The sequence below is a fragment of the Marinobacter flavimaris genome, from assembly GCF_045057155.1.
Classification (GTDB): Bacteria; Pseudomonadota; Gammaproteobacteria; order Pseudomonadales; family Oleiphilaceae; genus Marinobacter; species Marinobacter manganoxydans.
On sequence record NZ_CP171359.1, the window covers coordinates 1,910,730 to 1,927,946 of the forward strand.

Annotated in this window: 15 protein-coding genes; 3 read left to right on the plus strand and 12 right to left on the minus strand. The window is 58.1% G+C overall.

The window, feature by feature from the left end; genetic code table 11:
- Positions 1–37: 37 nt before the first annotated feature.
- From nqrE to ACGK9W_RS08880, 6 genes are all read right to left on the minus strand, one after another.
- Positions 38–646: an NADH:ubiquinone reductase (Na(+)-transporting) subunit E gene (nqrE, locus tag ACGK9W_RS08855; protein WP_008175064.1), complete on the minus strand. Its 609-nt coding sequence runs from the start codon at positions 644–646 to the stop codon at positions 38–40.
- Positions 646–1,311 carry an NADH:ubiquinone reductase (Na(+)-transporting) subunit D gene (locus ACGK9W_RS08860; RefSeq protein ID WP_008175066.1) on the minus strand — a complete coding sequence of 222 codons (666 nt, stop codon included), beginning with the start codon at positions 1,309–1,311 and terminating at the stop codon, positions 646–648. Before ACGK9W_RS08860 ends, nqrE begins: the two co-directional genes overlap by 1 nt.
- A gap of 2 nt (positions 1,312–1,313) precedes the next feature.
- Complete coding sequence (locus ACGK9W_RS08865; protein WP_053112423.1) at positions 1,314–2,117, minus strand: Na(+)-translocating NADH-quinone reductase subunit C; 804 nt, start codon at positions 2,115–2,117, stop codon at positions 1,314–1,316.
- A complete protein-coding gene (locus ACGK9W_RS08870; RefSeq protein WP_008175069.1) occupies positions 2,110–3,318 on the minus strand; it encodes an NADH:ubiquinone reductase (Na(+)-transporting) subunit B in 1,209 nt (402 codons plus the stop codon). Before ACGK9W_RS08870 ends, ACGK9W_RS08865 begins: the two co-directional genes overlap by 8 nt.
- A gap of 4 nt (positions 3,319–3,322) precedes the next feature.
- Positions 3,323–4,669: a Na(+)-translocating NADH-quinone reductase subunit A gene (locus ACGK9W_RS08875; RefSeq protein ID WP_008175071.1), complete on the minus strand. Its 1,347-nt coding sequence runs from the start codon at positions 4,667–4,669 to the stop codon at positions 3,323–3,325.
- Positions 4,670–4,938: 269 nt separating this feature from the next.
- Positions 4,939–6,393, minus strand: coding sequence for a glyceraldehyde-3-phosphate dehydrogenase (locus ACGK9W_RS08880; RefSeq protein WP_405421015.1), 1,455 nt, complete (start codon positions 6,391–6,393; stop codon positions 4,939–4,941).
- Between the two features lie 235 nt (positions 6,394–6,628).
- Between ACGK9W_RS08880 and mfd the strand changes: the two genes are divergently transcribed.
- Positions 6,629–10,162, plus strand: coding sequence for a transcription-repair coupling factor (gene mfd / locus ACGK9W_RS08885; RefSeq protein ID WP_008175076.1), 3,534 nt, complete (start codon positions 6,629–6,631; stop codon positions 10,160–10,162).
- 29 nt (positions 10,163–10,191) lie between these two features.
- Positions 10,192–11,019, plus strand: a complete 828-nt coding sequence (locus ACGK9W_RS08890) for a CsiV family protein (RefSeq protein WP_008175078.1) — start codon at positions 10,192–10,194, stop codon at positions 11,017–11,019.
- Here the strand turns inward: ACGK9W_RS08890 and ACGK9W_RS08895 are convergent.
- The 5 genes from ACGK9W_RS08895 to ACGK9W_RS08915 all read right to left on the minus strand — a co-directional run bounded on the left by ACGK9W_RS08895 (position 10,994) and on the right by ACGK9W_RS08915 (position 15,209).
- Complete coding sequence (locus tag ACGK9W_RS08895) at positions 10,994–11,782, minus strand: S-methyl-5'-thioinosine phosphorylase (RefSeq protein ID WP_273017755.1); 789 nt, start codon at positions 11,780–11,782, stop codon at positions 10,994–10,996. The genes ACGK9W_RS08890 and ACGK9W_RS08895 overlap by 26 nt on opposite strands.
- A complete protein-coding gene (locus ACGK9W_RS08900; RefSeq protein ID WP_273017754.1) occupies positions 11,779–13,002 on the minus strand; it encodes a mechanosensitive ion channel family protein in 1,224 nt (407 codons plus the stop codon). The genes ACGK9W_RS08895 and ACGK9W_RS08900 overlap by 4 nt, the downstream gene beginning before the upstream one ends.
- 24 nt (positions 13,003–13,026) lie before the next feature.
- Entirely contained in the window at positions 13,027–13,491 is a 465-nt protein-coding gene (locus ACGK9W_RS08905; RefSeq protein ID WP_405421017.1) for a L,D-transpeptidase family protein, read from the minus strand.
- 86 nt (positions 13,492–13,577) lie between these two features.
- A complete protein-coding gene (locus ACGK9W_RS08910; protein ID WP_273017752.1) occupies positions 13,578–14,255 on the minus strand; it encodes a TetR/AcrR family transcriptional regulator in 678 nt (225 codons plus the stop codon).
- Positions 14,256–14,315: 60 nt separating this feature from the next.
- Positions 14,316–15,209, minus strand: a complete 894-nt coding sequence (locus ACGK9W_RS08915) for a hypothetical protein (RefSeq protein WP_273017784.1) — start codon at positions 15,207–15,209, stop codon at positions 14,316–14,318.
- 174 nt (positions 15,210–15,383) lie between these two features.
- Here ACGK9W_RS08915 and ACGK9W_RS08920 point away from each other — a divergent pair, with 174 nt between their 5' ends.
- Positions 15,384–16,004 carry a riboflavin synthase gene (locus tag ACGK9W_RS08920; RefSeq protein ID WP_008173129.1) on the plus strand — a complete coding sequence of 207 codons (621 nt, stop codon included), beginning with the start codon at positions 15,384–15,386 and terminating at the stop codon, positions 16,002–16,004.
- Positions 16,005–16,017: 13 nt separating this feature from the next.
- Here the strand turns inward: ACGK9W_RS08920 and ACGK9W_RS08925 are convergent, their stop codons facing one another.
- Positions 16,018–17,166 (minus strand): class I SAM-dependent methyltransferase, encoded by a 1,149-nt coding sequence (locus ACGK9W_RS08925; RefSeq protein WP_273072126.1) that lies wholly within the window; start codon positions 17,164–17,166, stop codon positions 16,018–16,020.
- Positions 17,167–17,217: the final 51 nt, after the last annotated feature.

Sequence of the window (17,217 nt, forward strand, 5' to 3'; positions counted from 1 at the left end):
GGTCTCGCCTTTTCGTTAAACCGAATCACCGGGTGAATTACAGTGAGATACCGGAGAAGGACATGAAGCCCAGGGACATCAGACCAACAGTAATGAAGGTGATACCCAGGCCACGCAGGCCTTCCGGAACGTCACTGTACTTCAGCTTCTCGCGGATACCCGCCAGGGCAATGATCGCCAGGGCCCAGCCAAGGCCGGCGCCGAAGCCATACACCACACTCTCGCCGAAGGTGTAGTCACGCTCCACCATGAACAGCGAGGCACCCAGAATGGCGCAGTTCACTGTAATCAGTGGCAGGAACACACCCAGAGCGGCATAGAGCGCCGGGATATACTTGTCCAGTACCATTTCCATGATCTGAACAATCGCCGCGATTACCCCGATATACGTCAGCAATCCGAGAAAGCTCAGGTCTACGTTCGGCAGGCCAGCCCAATCCAGGGCGCCTTCGCGCAGAACGCTGTTGTACAGAAGGTTGTTCACCGGAACGGTGACCGTCAGCACGACCACCACGGCAATGCCAAGACCGGTTGCGGCCTCGATCTTCTTGGAGATGGCCAGGAAGGTACACATCCCCAGGAAGAAGGCCAGCGCCATGTTTTCAACAAAAACAGCCTTCAGAATCAAGCTGATATAATGCTCCATCAGAAGGCCTCCTTGGCGACATGGCGAGACATTTTATAGTCCGGCTCTTCAACCTGCTCCGGCTTCCAGGTCCGCAGACCCCAGATCGCCAGGCCGATAATAAAGAACGCACTCGGCGGCAGCAGCAACAAGCCGTTAGGAATGTACCAGCCACCTTCGTTCACCACCGGCATCAGGGAGACACCGAACAGTGAGCCGGCGCCCAGCAATTCACGGAAGAAGGCAACGAAGATCAGGAGTACCGAGTAGCCCAGACCGTTACCAACGCCGTCCAGGAAGCTCAGCCAGGGGCCGTTCTTCATGGCAAAGCCTTCCGCGCGGCCCATAACGATGCAGTTGGTGATAATCAGACCAACGAACACTGAGAGCTGCTTGGAAATCTCGTAGGCATAGGCCTTGAGCACCTGGTCAACCACGATTACCAGGGAGGCGATAATGGTCATCTGCACGATGATCCGGATACTGCCCGGAATCTGGGTGCGTACCAGGGACACGGCCAGGTTGGAAAATGCGGTAACGGCAATAACCGCCGCGCACATAACAAGTGTAACGTTCATGCTGGTGGTAACCGCCAGCGCTGAACAGATGCCCAGGATCTGCAGGGCAATCGGGTTATTGCTGAAGATCGGTTCGAAGAGAACCTGTTTGGCTGATGCATCTGCCATGATCAGACCTCCCCTTCACGAAGTTTTTGCAGGAACGGCGCGTATCCGCGGTCGCCCATCCAGTAGTTAACCAGTTGCTCAACGCCGCGACTGGTCAACGTTGCCCCGGACAGAGCATCCACTTTATGCTGCCTTTTTTTTGCATCAACGTTTACGCCACCTTTAACCAGTTTGATCTGCGGTTCAGTGCGATCACCATCATAAACTTTCTTCCCCACCCACTGCGACTTCCAGCGTGGATTGTCTACCTCCCCACCGAGGCCCGGAGTTTCGGCGTGGGAGTAAAAGCCAAGCCCTTCAATGGTGTTCAAATCACCTTCCAGCGAAATGAAGCCATACAATGTAGACCAGAGGCCATAACCATGAATTGGCAGTACCACACGCACTAGCTCTCCGTTCTCGCTCAGCGTATACACCCTGGCAACATTCGGCCGGCGCTTGATGCCAGCCTTGTCTTCCGAGGAAGGAATATCCGTAGACAACTGAGGGTCCGAGGCAGCCTTGTACATATCATATTTCATGGGCTCAGCAACACCAACGGCGGAAGGCTTTACAAATTTACCAGTATCCAAATCCACCAGGCGAACATCGAAACTCTCGAATTTCTGCAAAATCTGCTCTGCAGTATCGCCTTGATCCAGCATACCTGCGGCAGAGAGAATGTTCGTTGTCATATCAAGATGCTGATTCTTGACCTGGGCAGGTCTGAGCATGACCGCCGCGGTGGATACCACGACAGAGAACACGATACTCAGCACCAGCGCAACGATCAGCGTGCGGGAGACGGTTTCTTTAGCTTTAGCCACGAGCAAGCCTCCGTTTGATGTTGGCCTGAACCACGTAATGGTCCATCAATGGCGCGAACAGGTTTGCGAACAGGATGGCAAGCATGATGCCTTCCGGGAACGCCGGATTGATCACGCGGATCAGCACAGTCATCACGCCTACCAGAATACCGAAACACCAGCGACCCGTGTCAGTCATCGCGGCGGACACCGGATCCGTCGCCATGAACATCATGCCAAAGGCAAACCCGCCCATGACCAGATGCCAATGCGCCGGAACCGCGAACATCGGATTGGTCTCGGAACCTATGATGTTTAGCAGCAGCGACATGCCGATCATACCGATCAACACACCTCCGACGATGCGATAGGAGGCAATCTTCATCCCCAACAGGATCAGGCCACCAATCAGAATGGCCAGTGTCGAGGTCTCACCCATCGAGCCCTGAATGGTGCCCATGAAGGCGCTCATCCAGCCAATTTGAGCTTCCAGAGCTTCCAGACCACCACTGGCGGCCCAGCTCAGCGCCGTGGCGCCACTGAAGCCGTCAACCGCAGTCCAGACGGTGTCGCCGGAAATCTGCGCCGGATAGGCGAAGTACAGGAAGGCACGACCGGTCAGGGCCGGGTTCAGGAAGTTCTTGCCGGTACCGCCGAACACTTCCTTGCCGATCACGACGCCGAAGGTGATGCCCAGGGCCACCTGCCAGAGAGGAATGGTGGGCGGGCAGATCAGTGCAAACAGGACCGATGTGACAAAGAAACCCTCGTTCACTTCGTGACGGCGCACGGTGGCAAACAGCACTTCCCAGAAACCACCGACCACGAAGGTCACGAAGTAAATGGGCACGAAGTACGCCATGCCGTAAACGAAGTTGTCCCATACGCCCGCACCGGAACCGGTGATGGCAAGTGCCTGGATAAAGGCAGTCCGCAGGCCGCCGTCAGCAATCATGGCATCCGGGTTGGACGCCAGGAAACTGTTGGCCTGGTAGCCGATGTTCCACATTCCGAAGAACATTGCCGGGAAGGTGCACAACCAAACCGTGATCATGATGCGCTTGAGGTCAATCCCGTCACGCACATGGGCGGTGGTGGAGGTGACACTCGCCGGCGAGTAGAAAATAGTATCCACCGCCTCGTAAAGCGCATACCAGCGCTCGTACTTGCCACCCTTTTCAAAGTGATGCTCGATTCCATCGAGAAACTGTCTGATAGCCATCGTATTAGCCCTCGATCTCGATTCGGGTCAGGTTCTCGCGGAGAATCGGACCATATTCATATTTGCCGGGGCACACAAAGGTGCACAGCGCCAGATCTTCTTCATCCAACTCCAGTGCGCCAAGCTTCTGTGCCATCTCTGTGTCGCCGACAATCAGGGAACGCAGCAACTGCGTGGGCAGAATGTCCAGCGGCATGATCTTTTCGTAAACACCCACCGGCACCATCGCCCGCTCGCTGCCATTGGTGGTGGTGGTCATATCGAACCGTTTGCCACCGACCAGCTTGGACAGGTAAATATTCATGACGGAGAACTTGTTCGCACCCGGCGACAGCCAGCCCATGAACTCGCGCTTGTTACCTTCCTCAAGCACGGACACCTGATTGGCAAACCGGCCAAGATAGGCGCAGGGACCATCGCCACGGCGACCGCCGAACACGGAGCCGGAAATCGCCCGGATCTCGCAATCTGTGGCAACTTCACCGTCGAGAAGCTCCTCAAGACTGGCACCCAGACGAGTACGCACGAGACGGGGTTTCAGGGCCTTGGGGCCACCGATCGCCACGACACGCTCAACAGGGACTTCACCGGATTCAAACAGCTTGGCAATGTCGATAACGTCCTGATAATTGATACTCCAGACCGTCTTGCTGCCAGAAACCGGATCCAGGTGATGGATATGGGTTCCCACGTTGCCGGCCGGATGCTTGCCATCGAACTGGTGCACCTCAACGGCGTCGGACCTGGGAACAGCGACGTTGGATCCTGGCTTGCCAGTGACAAACACCTTGCCGGTGGTCAGTTTGGTAAGGATCTCAAGGCCTTTCTCGAACGCCTGGCTGTTTTCGCCAATGATGACCGTCGGGTCCGCTGCCAGCGGGTTGGTATCCATGACCGACACGAAAATTGAGTGGGGAGCGGAATCAATCTCCGGAACCTTGCTGTACGGACGCGTCTTGAACGCAGTCCAGAGCCCGGATTCCACCAGATTATCGACTACCTGCTGGCGTTCCAGGCCGGCAAGATCCGCTTCGCTGTAGCGCGCAAAGGTCTCAGCCTCATCGCCATCGACTTCGATAACGATCGACTGGAATACCCGACGCTCACCACGGTTGATCTCTTTCACAACGCCCGCGGCGGGTGAAGTATAACGAACGCCCTCGGTCTTCTTGTCCGTGAACAGCAGCGTACCGCGCTTGACACGGTCCCCCTCTTTCACAGCCATCGTCGGCTTCATGCCGATATAGTCAAAACCGATCAACGCAACGTGGCGAACGGGTTTGCCGTCTGTAATGGTCTGTTCGGGAGCGCCGCTGATGGGAAGATCCAGGCCTTTTTTGATCTTGATCATTAGCCTCATCCAATCATCAGAAACTTTTCAATGGATTCGTAACGCCCGACACCTGCGGCCCAGAAAAACCATGAGAAACGGAGTGCCAGACGTACCCAAAATCGCGCCAATTATAGAGATTAAGGAACCCTATTTCCACCAGAAACCGGAACCGGTTGTGCGTCGACAGCCAAACCAGTCGTTTAGCTGACCGTAAAAACAAAAAACCCCGACAGCAATCGCTATCGGGGTTCTGAACACCATTACTTCACCAGATCGGCGCGATTCGCTCAGTCTCTCGCACGTTTGGGGAAGATCGGGTAATTTACGCCGGCCATCTGGTTGACCACACGAATCACCTGCGCGCTGTAGCCGAACTCGTTGTCGTACCAAACATACAGGATCAGACGCTTGCCACTGGTGATGGTTGCCTGGGCATCAACGATGCCGGCATGGCGGGAACCGACAAAGTCGGTGGAAACCACTTCCGGAGAGTTCACGAAGTCGATCTGCTTCTGCAGCTCCGAGTGCAGCGCCATATCCCGCAGGTATTCGTTAACACCTTCCACATCAACGTCTTTCTTGAGGTTGAGATTCAGGATCGCCATGGACACGTTCGGCGTTGGCACCCGGATCGCATTACCGGTCAGCTTGCCCTTCAGAACCGGCAGCGCCTTGGAGACAGCCTTGGCGGCCCCCGTCTCGGTAATTACCATGTTCAGGGCGGCGCTGCGCCCGCGGCGGCTGCCCTTGTGGTAGTTATCGATCAGGTTCTGGTCGTTGGTGTAGGAGTGCACCGTCTCCACGTGACCATCTTCGATGCCGTATTCGTCTTCAATCGCCTTCAATACCGGTGTGATGGCATTGGTGGTACAGGAGGCGGCTGACAGGATCCTGTCTTCGTCAGTAATCCAGTCGTTGTTGATACCATAAACGATGTTCTTGATATCGCCCTTACCCGGCGCCGTCAGGATAACGCGGCTGACGCCTTTTGATTTCAGGTGCAGGCCAAGACCGGCTTCATCACGCCACTTACCGGTGTTGTCGATCACGATGGCGTTGTTGATGCCGTAATCCGTGTAATCCACCTTGTCCGGCCCATCAGAGTAGATAACCTTGATATAGTTGCCGTTGGCAATCAGGGCGGATTCCTTCTCATCAACGGCAATGGTGCCATCGAACGGACCGTGCACGGAATCACGGCGAAGCAGACTGGCGCGCTTCTCGAGATCATTTTCCGCACCGCCCTGGCGAACCACAATCGCACGCAGACGCAGGTTGTTGCCACCCCCGGCCTTCTCGATCAGGATACGAGCCAGCAGACGACCAATCCGGCCAAAACCGTACAGAACGACGTCTTTGGTGTCATTGTTGGCATCTTCCTCGGACTGGGCAGCGTACTGCCCCACAACCGGGCCGATTTCACGCTTCAGGAATTCGGTCAGGTCGCCGCCTTCCTCTTTGAACTTGACCGCCAGCTTGCCGATATCCACGTGGGCACGACCGAGTTCAAGTTTGTCCATGGCCTGGAGGATCGGCAGGGTGTCGTGAACAGAAAGCTCGCTGTCTTCAACCTGGCGCACAAATCGGTGGGCACGGATGATATCGATAACCGACTGGTTGATGATGGCGCGGCCGTATACAGAAGTAACCACATTGTTTTTGCGGTAGAGGCGGCCGATCAGCGGAATCATGGCTTCCGCGGTGGATTCTCTTTCTGTCCAGTTGGACAGGTGCTGATTGATCTGTTCGTGACTCACGCTTGGACCTCTGCAATTGGCACTTGGAAATTGGGGCGCACATTATCCAATTTAATCCGGTCGACCGCAAATACGGCGGGCCATGACCTTCGTATAGGTCGCGCCGGCTAATAACGCAAACGCCGACCATGGCGCCGGCGCCATGACAGTGAGGGGCGCGAGCGTTAGAATACGCGCCTCACCGCTCCCGGACATCCACAGCAGGAGAACCTGACCGCCCATGAGCCAAGGTGCCAGCACACGCCCGTCACCCCTCCCCCTGATTGCCCCCGAATTTCCGTCTCGGCCGGCCGATCACCGAACATGGGGTCAACTGCACGGCAGCAGTGAGGCGCTGGCCATCTGCGAAAGTGCGCGCGCGCACAAGGGTCTGACCCTGGTCATTACCCGCAGCACCGCCGATGCCATCCGGCTTGAGCAGGCCATGCGCTTCTTCCTGGGGCTACCCCCGGAAGAAGACGGCCCGGCGGTCAGCGACGACGGGCTGGAACTGCTGTCGCTGCCCGACTGGGAAACCCTGCCCTACGATCTGTTTTCGCCCCACCAGGACATTATTTCCCGGCGAATCCGGACCCTGCACCGCCTGCCCGCAACCAGCCATGGGGTTCTCGTGGTTCCTGCACGCACGCTGATGCACAGGCTGCCGCCAGTAAATTACCTCCAGGGCAACACCCTGCTTCTGGAAGTGGGACAGTCCCTGGATATCAAGAGCTGGCGAATGCAGCTTGAGGCGGCAGGCTACCGGCATGCCGAGAACGTCTACGAGCACGGCGAATACGCGGTCCGGGGCGCCATACTGGACATTTTCCCCATGGGCGCCAGCCAGCCCTATCGGATTGACCTATTCGATGATGAGATCGAAACGCTCCGGACTTTCGACCCCGAGACTCAGCGCTCAATCGACCGGATCGAACGCATCGAACTGCTGCCCGCCTTTGAATTCCCCTGGCACAAAGAGGCGCGCTCCGGATTCCGCAGCCGCTGGTTCGAGCAGTTCCCGGATGCCGACAAAGACACCCCCATCTACCAGGACGTGACTCACGGCATTACCCCGCCGGGCATTGAGTACTACCTGCCGCTGTTCTTCGACGAGACGGCAACCCTGTTTGACTATCTGCCAGGCGCCACTCACGTTTTTACTGCGGACGGACTGAACGATGCGGTCAGCCACTTTGACAGTGAAACCCGCAACCGGTACGAAGATCGTCGTCACGATCGCCTGCGGCCGATTCTGCCGCCCAAGCTCCTCTTCCTGCAGCAGGAAGAGCTGTTCGGACAACTGAAGGCCTTCCCGAGGGTAACCGTCTCCGCGGAGACAAAGGATGCCGCGGGATCAGTTAACTGCCCCACGACAACCTTGCCGGATATCGCCATGGACGGTCGGGCCGCAGACCCTGCCGGTCGCCTCAAGCGGTTTCTGGGAGAGTTCGACGGCCACGTGCTGATATGCGCCGAATCGTCCGGTCGGCGCGAGGCGCTGATGGAGAATCTTGGCGAACAGGGTGTTGAATTGAAAACCCTGTCCGGCTGGCAGGCTTTTCTCGACGATAAGGAAAGCTCGGTCGCCATCACCATTGCCCCGATGGAGCAAGGCCTGGTTCTGCCCGAGCATTCCGTTGCCCTGATCACCGAGACCGCCCTGTTCGGCGAGCGGGTACTACAGCGGCGGCGCCGCGAGAAGCCTACGGAAACGGACGATGCCGGCTTCCGGGATCTGTCCGAATTGCGGATTGGTGCGCCGGTGGTTCATATCGACCACGGTGTTGGCCGTTACCTGGGCCTGGAGACCATCACCGTAGAGGGCGAAGCGAGCGAATTCCTGATGCTTGAGTACGCCGGGGGCTCAAAGCTGTATGTTCCGGTCTCCAGCCTGCACCTGATTTCCCGCTATGCCGGCAATGACACCGAACACGCGCCGCTGCACAAACTCGGGACGGACCGCTGGAGCACAGCGAAACAGAAAGCCCTTGAGAAGATCCGGGACACTGCCGCCGAGCTGCTGGATGTGTACGCCCGCCGGGAGGCGCGCAAAGGCTTCAGCTTCGAGGATCCCAAGGAAGCCTATCGTGCCTTTGCTGCCGGCTTTCCGTTCGAGGAGACACCAGACCAGCAGGTTGCTATCCAGTCGGTGTTCGAGGACATGACCAGCGAGCAGCCCATGGATCGCCTGGTGTGTGGCGATGTCGGTTTCGGGAAAACCGAGGTTGCCATGCGCGCGGCGTTCCTGGCTACTTGGTCGGGCAAGCAGGTGGCGGTTCTGGTCCCCACTACCCTGCTCGCCCAGCAGCATTATGAATCCTTCCGGGACCGTTTCTCGGATACCCCTGTGCAGGTCGAGCTGCTCAGCCGGTTCCGCACGGCTGGCCAGACCAGCAAGGCGTTGGAGGCGGTGGAGAACGGCCGGGCCGACATCGTCATCGGCACCCACAAACTGCTACAGGGCGACATCAAATTCAAGAATCTTGGCCTGGTTATCATCGACGAAGAGCATCGCTTTGGCGTTCAGCAGAAGGAAAGACTAAAAGCACTGCGGGCCGAAGTGGACATGCTCAACCTGACCGCCACCCCGATTCCGCGGACGCTGAACATGGCCATGGGGCATCTGCGGGATCTCTCGATTATCGCCACTCCTCCGGCCCGGCGGCTCTCGGTGAAAACTTTTGTGCGCCAGAAAGACAACGCCATGGTCAAGGAAGCCATACTGCGGGAGATTCTCCGGGGCGGTCAGGTCTACTTCCTCCACAACGACGTGGCCACCATCGAGAAGACGGCAGAGGATCTACGTTCGCTGATTCCGGAAGCGCGGGTGGGCGTCGCCCACGGGCAGATGAGAGAGCGTGATCTGGAAAAGATCATGTCCGACTTCTACCACAAACGCTTCAACGTGCTGGTGTGCACAACCATCATTGAGACCGGCATCGACGTTCCCAGCGCCAACACCATTATTATCGAGCGGGCAGACAAGTTCGGCCTGGCGCAACTGCATCAGCTTCGGGGCCGGGTCGGCCGTTCGCACCACCAGGCCTATGCCTACCTGCTCACGCCACCGCCGAAATCCATCACGGCGGACGCCAAAAAGCGTCTGGATGCGATTTCGGAGGCGCAGGACCTGGGTGCCGGCTTCATGCTGGCCACTCACGACCTGGAAATCCGCGGTGCCGGGGAGTTATTGGGGGAAGAACAGAGCGGGCAGATCGAAAGCATCGGCTTCACCCTTTACATGCAGCTGCTGGACGAGGCCGTCAAGGCCATTCGCGAGGGCCGAACCCCGAATGCCGACCTGCCACTTAGCCACGGCACCGAAATGAACCTGAGAATCCCGGCTCTGATCCCCGAGGATTATCTGCCGGATGTCCATAACCGCCTGATGCTCTACAAACGGATTGCCAGCGTGGACAGCCCGGAAGCATTAAAAGAACTTCAGGTTGAAATGATCGATCGGTTCGGATTATTACCGGATCCGGCCAAAAACCTGATCCGCCAGACCGAGCTTCGATTGCGTGCAGAAGCCCTGGGCATCGTGAAAGTCGATGCCGGCAAGGAGTGGGCGCGGATCGAGTTTGGCAGCTCGACACCGGTGGATCCGCTGGTTCTGGTTAAAAAAGTGCAATCCGCACCTGACCAGTACCGGCTCGAAGGCGCCAACAGCTTCCGTTTTCGGCTGAAGGATGCCACAACCGGTGGTAAACTCGACGGCATTTCCCGGATGCTTGGCGAGCTGGAGCCAGCAAAAAATGACGCGTCCGGCTCATGAACGGCCGACCAACAAGTGGAGTACGACCCTTGCAAATTGATGGAATTCGCTGGTGCCGATACCCGACCCGGGCCATCCTGGCAGCTCTGCTTCTGAGCTTTTCTCTAACAGGCGCCGCACAGCAGCTTGACAGGGCAACCTTGCCTCTTGAGCCCGGCACGCCGGTTCCGGATGACTACTACCGGGCGGAGTTTGTCATTCTTGAGCGGATCGTAGAGCCGGAAGCTGTGAACGAACGGATGTCTGATCGCTCGGTAGAGCCGCCCCTTGAGACCGAAGAGGTTCTCTGGTCATCGCTGGAGAATGGCACCACGGAAACCACACTGGAATTGGCGCCCCGAAAGGATCTCCATCTTGCCAGTGCCGCCGCCAGACTCGAACGCAGTGGCCGTTACCGTGTGCTTGTGGCTGCCGGTTGGTACGAGGCGTTTCCACCAGATTACGAGGGGACACCCTTGCGGGTTGAAGCAGGTGACTGGCTGAATGAGGCTCGCACCCGGGAGGTTGAGGGACACATCACCATCGACCGGCAACGCTATTTGCACGTCAATGTGCATCTGAACCACTGGCAACTGGCAGAAGAGACATCGGAGCCGCCTGTAGAGGCTGCGACCGAGCTCTCTGAAGAAACACCCCCCGCTCCGGACGCATCCGGAGCAAGTGACTCCGCCCCAATGTCAGCAGCAACCGGAGAAACAGCCGGTCAGCAACTACCTGTTCTGGCTGAACCCGCGCCCCTGGAATTGTTGACCTGGATTCGGGAAACCCGCCGGATGCGCAGTGAGGAAATCCACTTCCTCGATTCCCCCACGATCGGCGTGCTGGTGTTTTTCAAGAAGATTGAGGCAACGGAGTAAGCACCCCAAGGCCAGCCATCGAGACTTCGAGGATCCGCTTGACCCCGGACATTCCCTGCTCGATGGCCGCCTCAATTTCTTCCATGGTGATGATATGGTCGGATTTTCCAGCCGCCCAGTTCACCACCAAACCCAGACAGACGTAACGCATTCCAAGTTCCGCCGCCAGCGCGGCTTCCGGCATACCGGTCATTCCTACCAGGTCGCAGCCGTCCCGCTCCATCCGGATGATTTCAGCCGCGGTTTCCAGCCTCGGGCCCTGGGTTGCGCCATACACTCCGAAACCGGAAAACGGGACGTTTTCTGCTCCGGCGGCATCAATCAGGATCTGCCGCGCGCTCTCGTCGTAGGGCCAGGTGAAATCAATGTGGGTTACCGAGTCCAGATCGCCCTCGTAAAAGGTGCTGGCACGCCCCCAGGTGTAGTCAATAATCTGGTCGGGAATAACCACATGGGCAGGCCCCATATCCGGGTGAATCCCACCCACAGCGTTAACCCCGATCACCGTTCGGACCCCGGCTTCGTAGAGGGCCCGCAAATTGGCCCGATAGTTCACCTGGTGGGGTGGAATACGATGGGGGTTACCATGGCGCGACAGGAAGATGACCGGCTGATCCCCCAAGTGGCCCTCAACGAGGGGCGCGGATGGAACGCCCCAGGATGTCCTGACCGGCTTCTCACCGGTAATCTCAAGGCCTGACAGAGTGGTGAGGCCGGTGCCGCCAATGATGCCAACAGGGTGCATTTTCTCCGGTGACGTCATTCTGAATCTCCTGAGTCTTCCAAATCTCCGGTTGTCTGACGGTTCTGCAATGTCTCGGCGCTCTTGCCGGAAGAATCCGCCTCGCTCTTGTCCGAGGCTCCCGCGGACTGCGATCCGGATAGCCGGACGCCGTCCGGAAGATGCAGAGTTCGGGTCGGGAAGGCCACTTCGGCACCGTAACCCTCGATAATGTCGCTGATTTTCAGCAATACATCCTGCTTCACCTCGTGGAACTGCACCCACTGGGTGGTCTTGGTGAAGGTGTACACCATGATATCCAGAGACGACGCGTTGAACGCCAGGAAGTTCACAATCAGGGTCTGATCGCTGTCGATGTCCTCATGCTGCTGCAGCATGGCCTTGATGTCGTCGACGATGGTTGCCATCTGCCCGACATCGGCATACCGGATGCCAATCGTCTCGTAGATCCTGCGGTTGGTCATGCGTGAGGGGTTTTCCACTGCGATGGTGGTAAACGCAGCATTGGGCACATAAAGCGGACGTTTGTCGAAGGTACGGATGGTGGTCAGACGCCAGCCGATGTGCTCAACCGTACCCTCAATGTTTCGGTCCGGGGACCGCACCCAGTCCCCAACCTTGAACGGTCGGTCGAGATGGATAATAAAACCGCCGAAAAAGTTGGCCAACAGGTCCTTCGCGGCGAAGCCGACTGCAATACCACCCACGCCGCCGAAGGCCAGGACCCCGGAAATGCTGTAGCCCATGGACTGCATCGCAATCAGCACCGCGGTAATGATAACCACCGCCCGGGACAACTTGCTCACCGCGTTGACGGTGGTGTAGTCCATGGGCTGTTTCATTTTCAGCGGCGATACCAGAATCCCCTCGGCTTCCTTGATCAGCCTCAGGACCGCCCATACCAGAACGAAGACAAACCCGAGCTGCAGAAGCGAATCGTTGACCTTGAAGATCTCCGCTTCCGAGTAGCGATGAGCCACTTCTGCAGCCCAGTAGACGCCTTGCAACCAGACAAAGGCCACGACCGGTTTGCGGGCGGCGTGCAACAAGGCATCGTCCCACAGGTTTTTGGTCTGGCTGAACTTGCGCTCGATAGCAACGATAATGTGGCTTGCGATGTACGCCACCGCGGCCGTTGCGAACACCAGCGCAAATACGACAATCCCGACACGCCAGGCTTCAGACAGCAGCCCGAAATTCTCGATCCAGCCACTCACCATGGCCATAACATCCCCGATCATCGGATCCCTCTGGTCTCGAAAGGTTTATCGAATGGAAACGACCGTTCCCGGCACAACGCGATCAAAAAGATCAACAATGTCTTCATTGCGCATCCGCACACAGCCGTGGGACAGCGGTATTCCCATAGGCTCGCTGTCCGGCGTGCCGTGAATGTATATGAAGCGGCGGAAAGTATCGACACCCGGCCCCCTGTTTTTGCCCCATTCGCGGCCACACAACCAGAGAATCCGACTCAGGATCCAGTCGCGGTCAGGGTGCCGCCGGGCAAGTTCGGCGCTGTAGATTTCGCCGGTGGGGCGCCGGGCCCGGAAGACAGTTCCGGCCGGAAGTCCGGCGCCAATACAGGCCCGGATATAATGCTCTCCCCGGGGCGTACAGCCACTGCCATCGCTCTCACCCGCGCCATTCAGCGCAGTGGAAACCGGATAGGATGCAATAAGCTCACCGCCTCCGGTTTCAAGCCGGAGGCGCTGAAGGGGCAGATCAATGTCGATGCGGACGGATGCGGGATGCGTCAAAACCGGCCAGGCTCCCTCGGAGGTTCAGAGGGGAAGCCTAACCGAGAGAGAGGAACTCAGGCAACCGAGACCTTGCTGCCGACCGGCGGAATCAGCATGGCGTCTTCCGCCTGCATCCCGGCAGCCAGGAAGGGAACCAGGCGGGCAGCAATTTCTTGGATCGTGGTTTCCACACCCAGCTTGTTCTGCAGGATGTCCCTCAGGGCATCGCTGCTGGACATGGTGAACGCCGTTGCCCCGAGCATGAACTGGATGCGCCAGTAACGGTCAACAGAGGATAGCTGCGGGGTCGCCTCCTTGAGCAGCCGCATGAAACGGCTGAAAGGCTCGCTGTATTCCTGTTCCAGGAACTTGCGCAAATGCCCCTGGGACTGGGTGTAGGCAAGCCCGAGCAGGCGCATGAAGATGGAGATACCCTTCTCGTTACGCTGGGGCATGCGCACCGCGCTTTCCGTAAGTGCCCATAGCGTTTGATTCAGCGTTGGCGGTTTGCCGTCACACCGCTCTTCGAGCTCGTCGAAGGCGTTTTCCAGTGTCGCGGAAAACGGCGTCAGAAAGCGCGCAAATACGGCATGGATCAGGGCGTTCTTTGAGCCAAAGTGGTAATTGACAGCGGCCAGATTTACTTTAGCCTTACTGGTAATCATCCTGAGCGAGGTTTCCGAGAAACCCCGGTCGGCGAACAGCTCTTCGGCTGCATCGAGAATCCGGTCAACGGTATCAGACTGCGCCATTTTGTTATCAATGCCTCTAGCAAACGTCTGTTTGAAACATACGTTTGAAGTGCACTTGTGTCAAGTTCTGGGCTCAGGCTCTGCCGCTACTTCCTCCCAGCCCCGGTCAAGGGCTTCCTGGTTACCCTCGAAAAATGCTTTCTGGACGCGGCTGTACGCCTTCTCTGCTTCCAGCAGACAAATCAGATAAAGACGCACGTGCTCTCGGCGGGTCAATTGCCGGGACAGACTGCGACTCTCTGACAACCTCAGAAGGTGACTGAACCGGGTATTTTTCAGCGCCGGGTTAAAATCCGCCATCCGCGCACATTGCCAGATAAGGCCATCCGACCCCTCCAGGTGGGCGACGTGTTGCCTTGCCTCACGGAGCATCCGCTGGCGAGTTATTATCAGATCAAGGTAGGAGGGTTTGGTGGTGTAGATTCTGCGTACGGCAGGCACTCCCAACAACAGAATGATGACAAAGGCGCCGAAGCCACCACCAGCTATCCAGGCTGGCACAAACCCGGTTAATCCGCTCAGAAAGACAGCCGCCGCAATCAACGCACTGAACAGCCACAGGTCCCGACTCCGGCGCGCCTCGGCCATCGTGTAGTTGTCCGGCCAGCCGTTCATCGCCAGCAAGTCGAAATCCATTAACAGGACCCGGTCGCACTGGCGCAGCATCAGCCTGAGCTTGCGCTGGCGGGATTCCGCCAGCACCCTTTCCGGCTTGCCACTGTCGGTGTCCCGGGACTCTCCCCTATCAGCCGATGGTTCGGATTCGGAACTGGTCTCTGGCGCCTGACCGGTCGGTGCCGATTCCGCCGCCGGATTGGCTGGAACCGTCGCCGGAGTCTGGTCGCCAGGGGCCACGGGGACGGGCACAGGATCGGCCGCCCGACCAGGGCGCAGCACGGGGGCCTGCGCCGGACTGTTTGCCCGGGTGGCGGCCTTACTCTGATTTTCAGCCATGGCAGATTGTCCGAATTCAGGGGTTATGAAGGGTATCGACCATGATGCAGGATACTTGAATGTTTACCCCGGTATACCGACATCAGTCGGGCCTTGGCATCAGTCAGCCCGCTCGCTATCCTTGGCGCACCTGCCGGAAAGGCGCCCCATACCACATTGAATGAGGTCAGGCTTATGTTCACAGGCATTGTCCAGGGCATTGCAACCATTGAAGACGTCACCGCAGAGCCCGGGCTCAGCACTTTTGCCATTCGCCTCCCCGCAGAAAAGGCAGATGGCGTTTCCATCGGCGCCTCGGTGGCAATCAACGGAACCTGCCTGACCGTCACACGCCAGGAAGACAGCGTGCTCTATTTCGATGCCATGCAGGAAACCCTGAGACTTACCACGCTGGGTGAGCTGACTACCGGGGACCAGGTGAATTTCGAGCGCGCCGCCCGCATTGGGGATGAAATTGGTGGCCACCTGCTTTCTGGCCATATACATACGGCGGCCAACATTGTCGAAATACGGCGTACGGAAAACAACGTCACGCTATGGTTTGAGGTGCCCGAGGAATGGGCCCGCTACATCTTCCCCAAAGGCTACATCGCCATCAATGGCGCCAGCCTGACTATTGGCGAGGTACGGGGCAACCGGTTCAACATCCATCTGATCCCGGAGACGCTGCGGGCCACAACCTTTGGGTCCTGTGAAGAGGGCCAGCGGGTGAATATTGAAATAGACAGCCAGACCCAGACCATCGTGGATACCCTGGCCCGGCTCGGGTATGACCGCCCGGCGCCAACATTGTAATCTGACAGGTTATTCAGCGGTTGCCAGCCCGAAACACCACGAACTTGGGGCTGGCGTCCAGCTGCTCCACTGACGAAAAGTACCGGCGCAGGCTTCGGTGATAGCCAAGGTGTCGATTTCCTACCAGGAGCAGGCGACCGCCCGGCCTCAGGTGTTGCGACGCCTGCTCGAATAACCGAAGTGCGATGTGATCACCGACCACACCACCCTCGTGGAACGGCGGGTTCAGTAGTATCAGATCAAAGGCTCCCGGATCGGACTCAATACCATCGCGATGGGAGAAAGCGGCTTTGGCATCCGGAAAGGCTTTTTCAACATTACGACGGGCACTGAGCACGGCCTGGCTTGAAACATCGCTGAAAACCAACTGCAGATCCCGTCGCTCCGACAGCGCCGCCAGGCCCAATACGCCGTTACCGCAGGCCAGATCAAGCACCGAATCGCCAGCCCTGGCCGTCGACACCTCGTTGACCACATGTGGCAACATCAGGCGGGTGCCGATATCCAGCTTTTCCCGGGCAAACACCGCCGGCAATGCCTCTATGCCCACATCACCTTTTCGGTCGCCCAATCGGTAACCTTTCCAGGTCGCTGACCAATCCGCGAGAGTCGCAGCGCCCCTGTTACATCGAATCACCCGCGCTTTCTTTCGCGCCGGCAGCACCTGCTCTGTCCGTACAGCTTCGGCGAACACATCAACGCTTCTTGCCGGTAGATGCTTGATCATGCCGCCTGCCAGCAACACGCCGGAATCCGCCATCACGCGATTGAGCCAGCGCAGCAACCAGGCCAGATAGTCGGCCTGGCGGGGTATTCTCAATACCACCAGGTCAAACGGGCCCTCGGGCGCATTAATCCAGCTGAAAACAGATTCAGGTGGCGTGACTTCCGGATTCAAAGAAGCATTATGTGCCAGGGCAGCGGGCAACACAGCACTGTCGGCCACCACGGTCGGAGAGAGCGCTGCCAGCCCCAGTGAAAGAGCCCCGAACTGATCATCCACCACCAGAACACGGGGCTCACCCAGGGCTGCCGCCGCGCAAATGGCTTCCTCAAGCAGAAGCTCGTCCGCCGCATCCCATGCCCTCAGCGTCGGATCACCAGTGCCTGGCCGGGCAAGAATCAGTGAGCCTCCGGAGAAATCAAGTTGGGCGGTTGTCATTTCGGGCATGCTGGAGGCCTTTTGTCACAAAAGCGCCATTCTAGGCTGTTT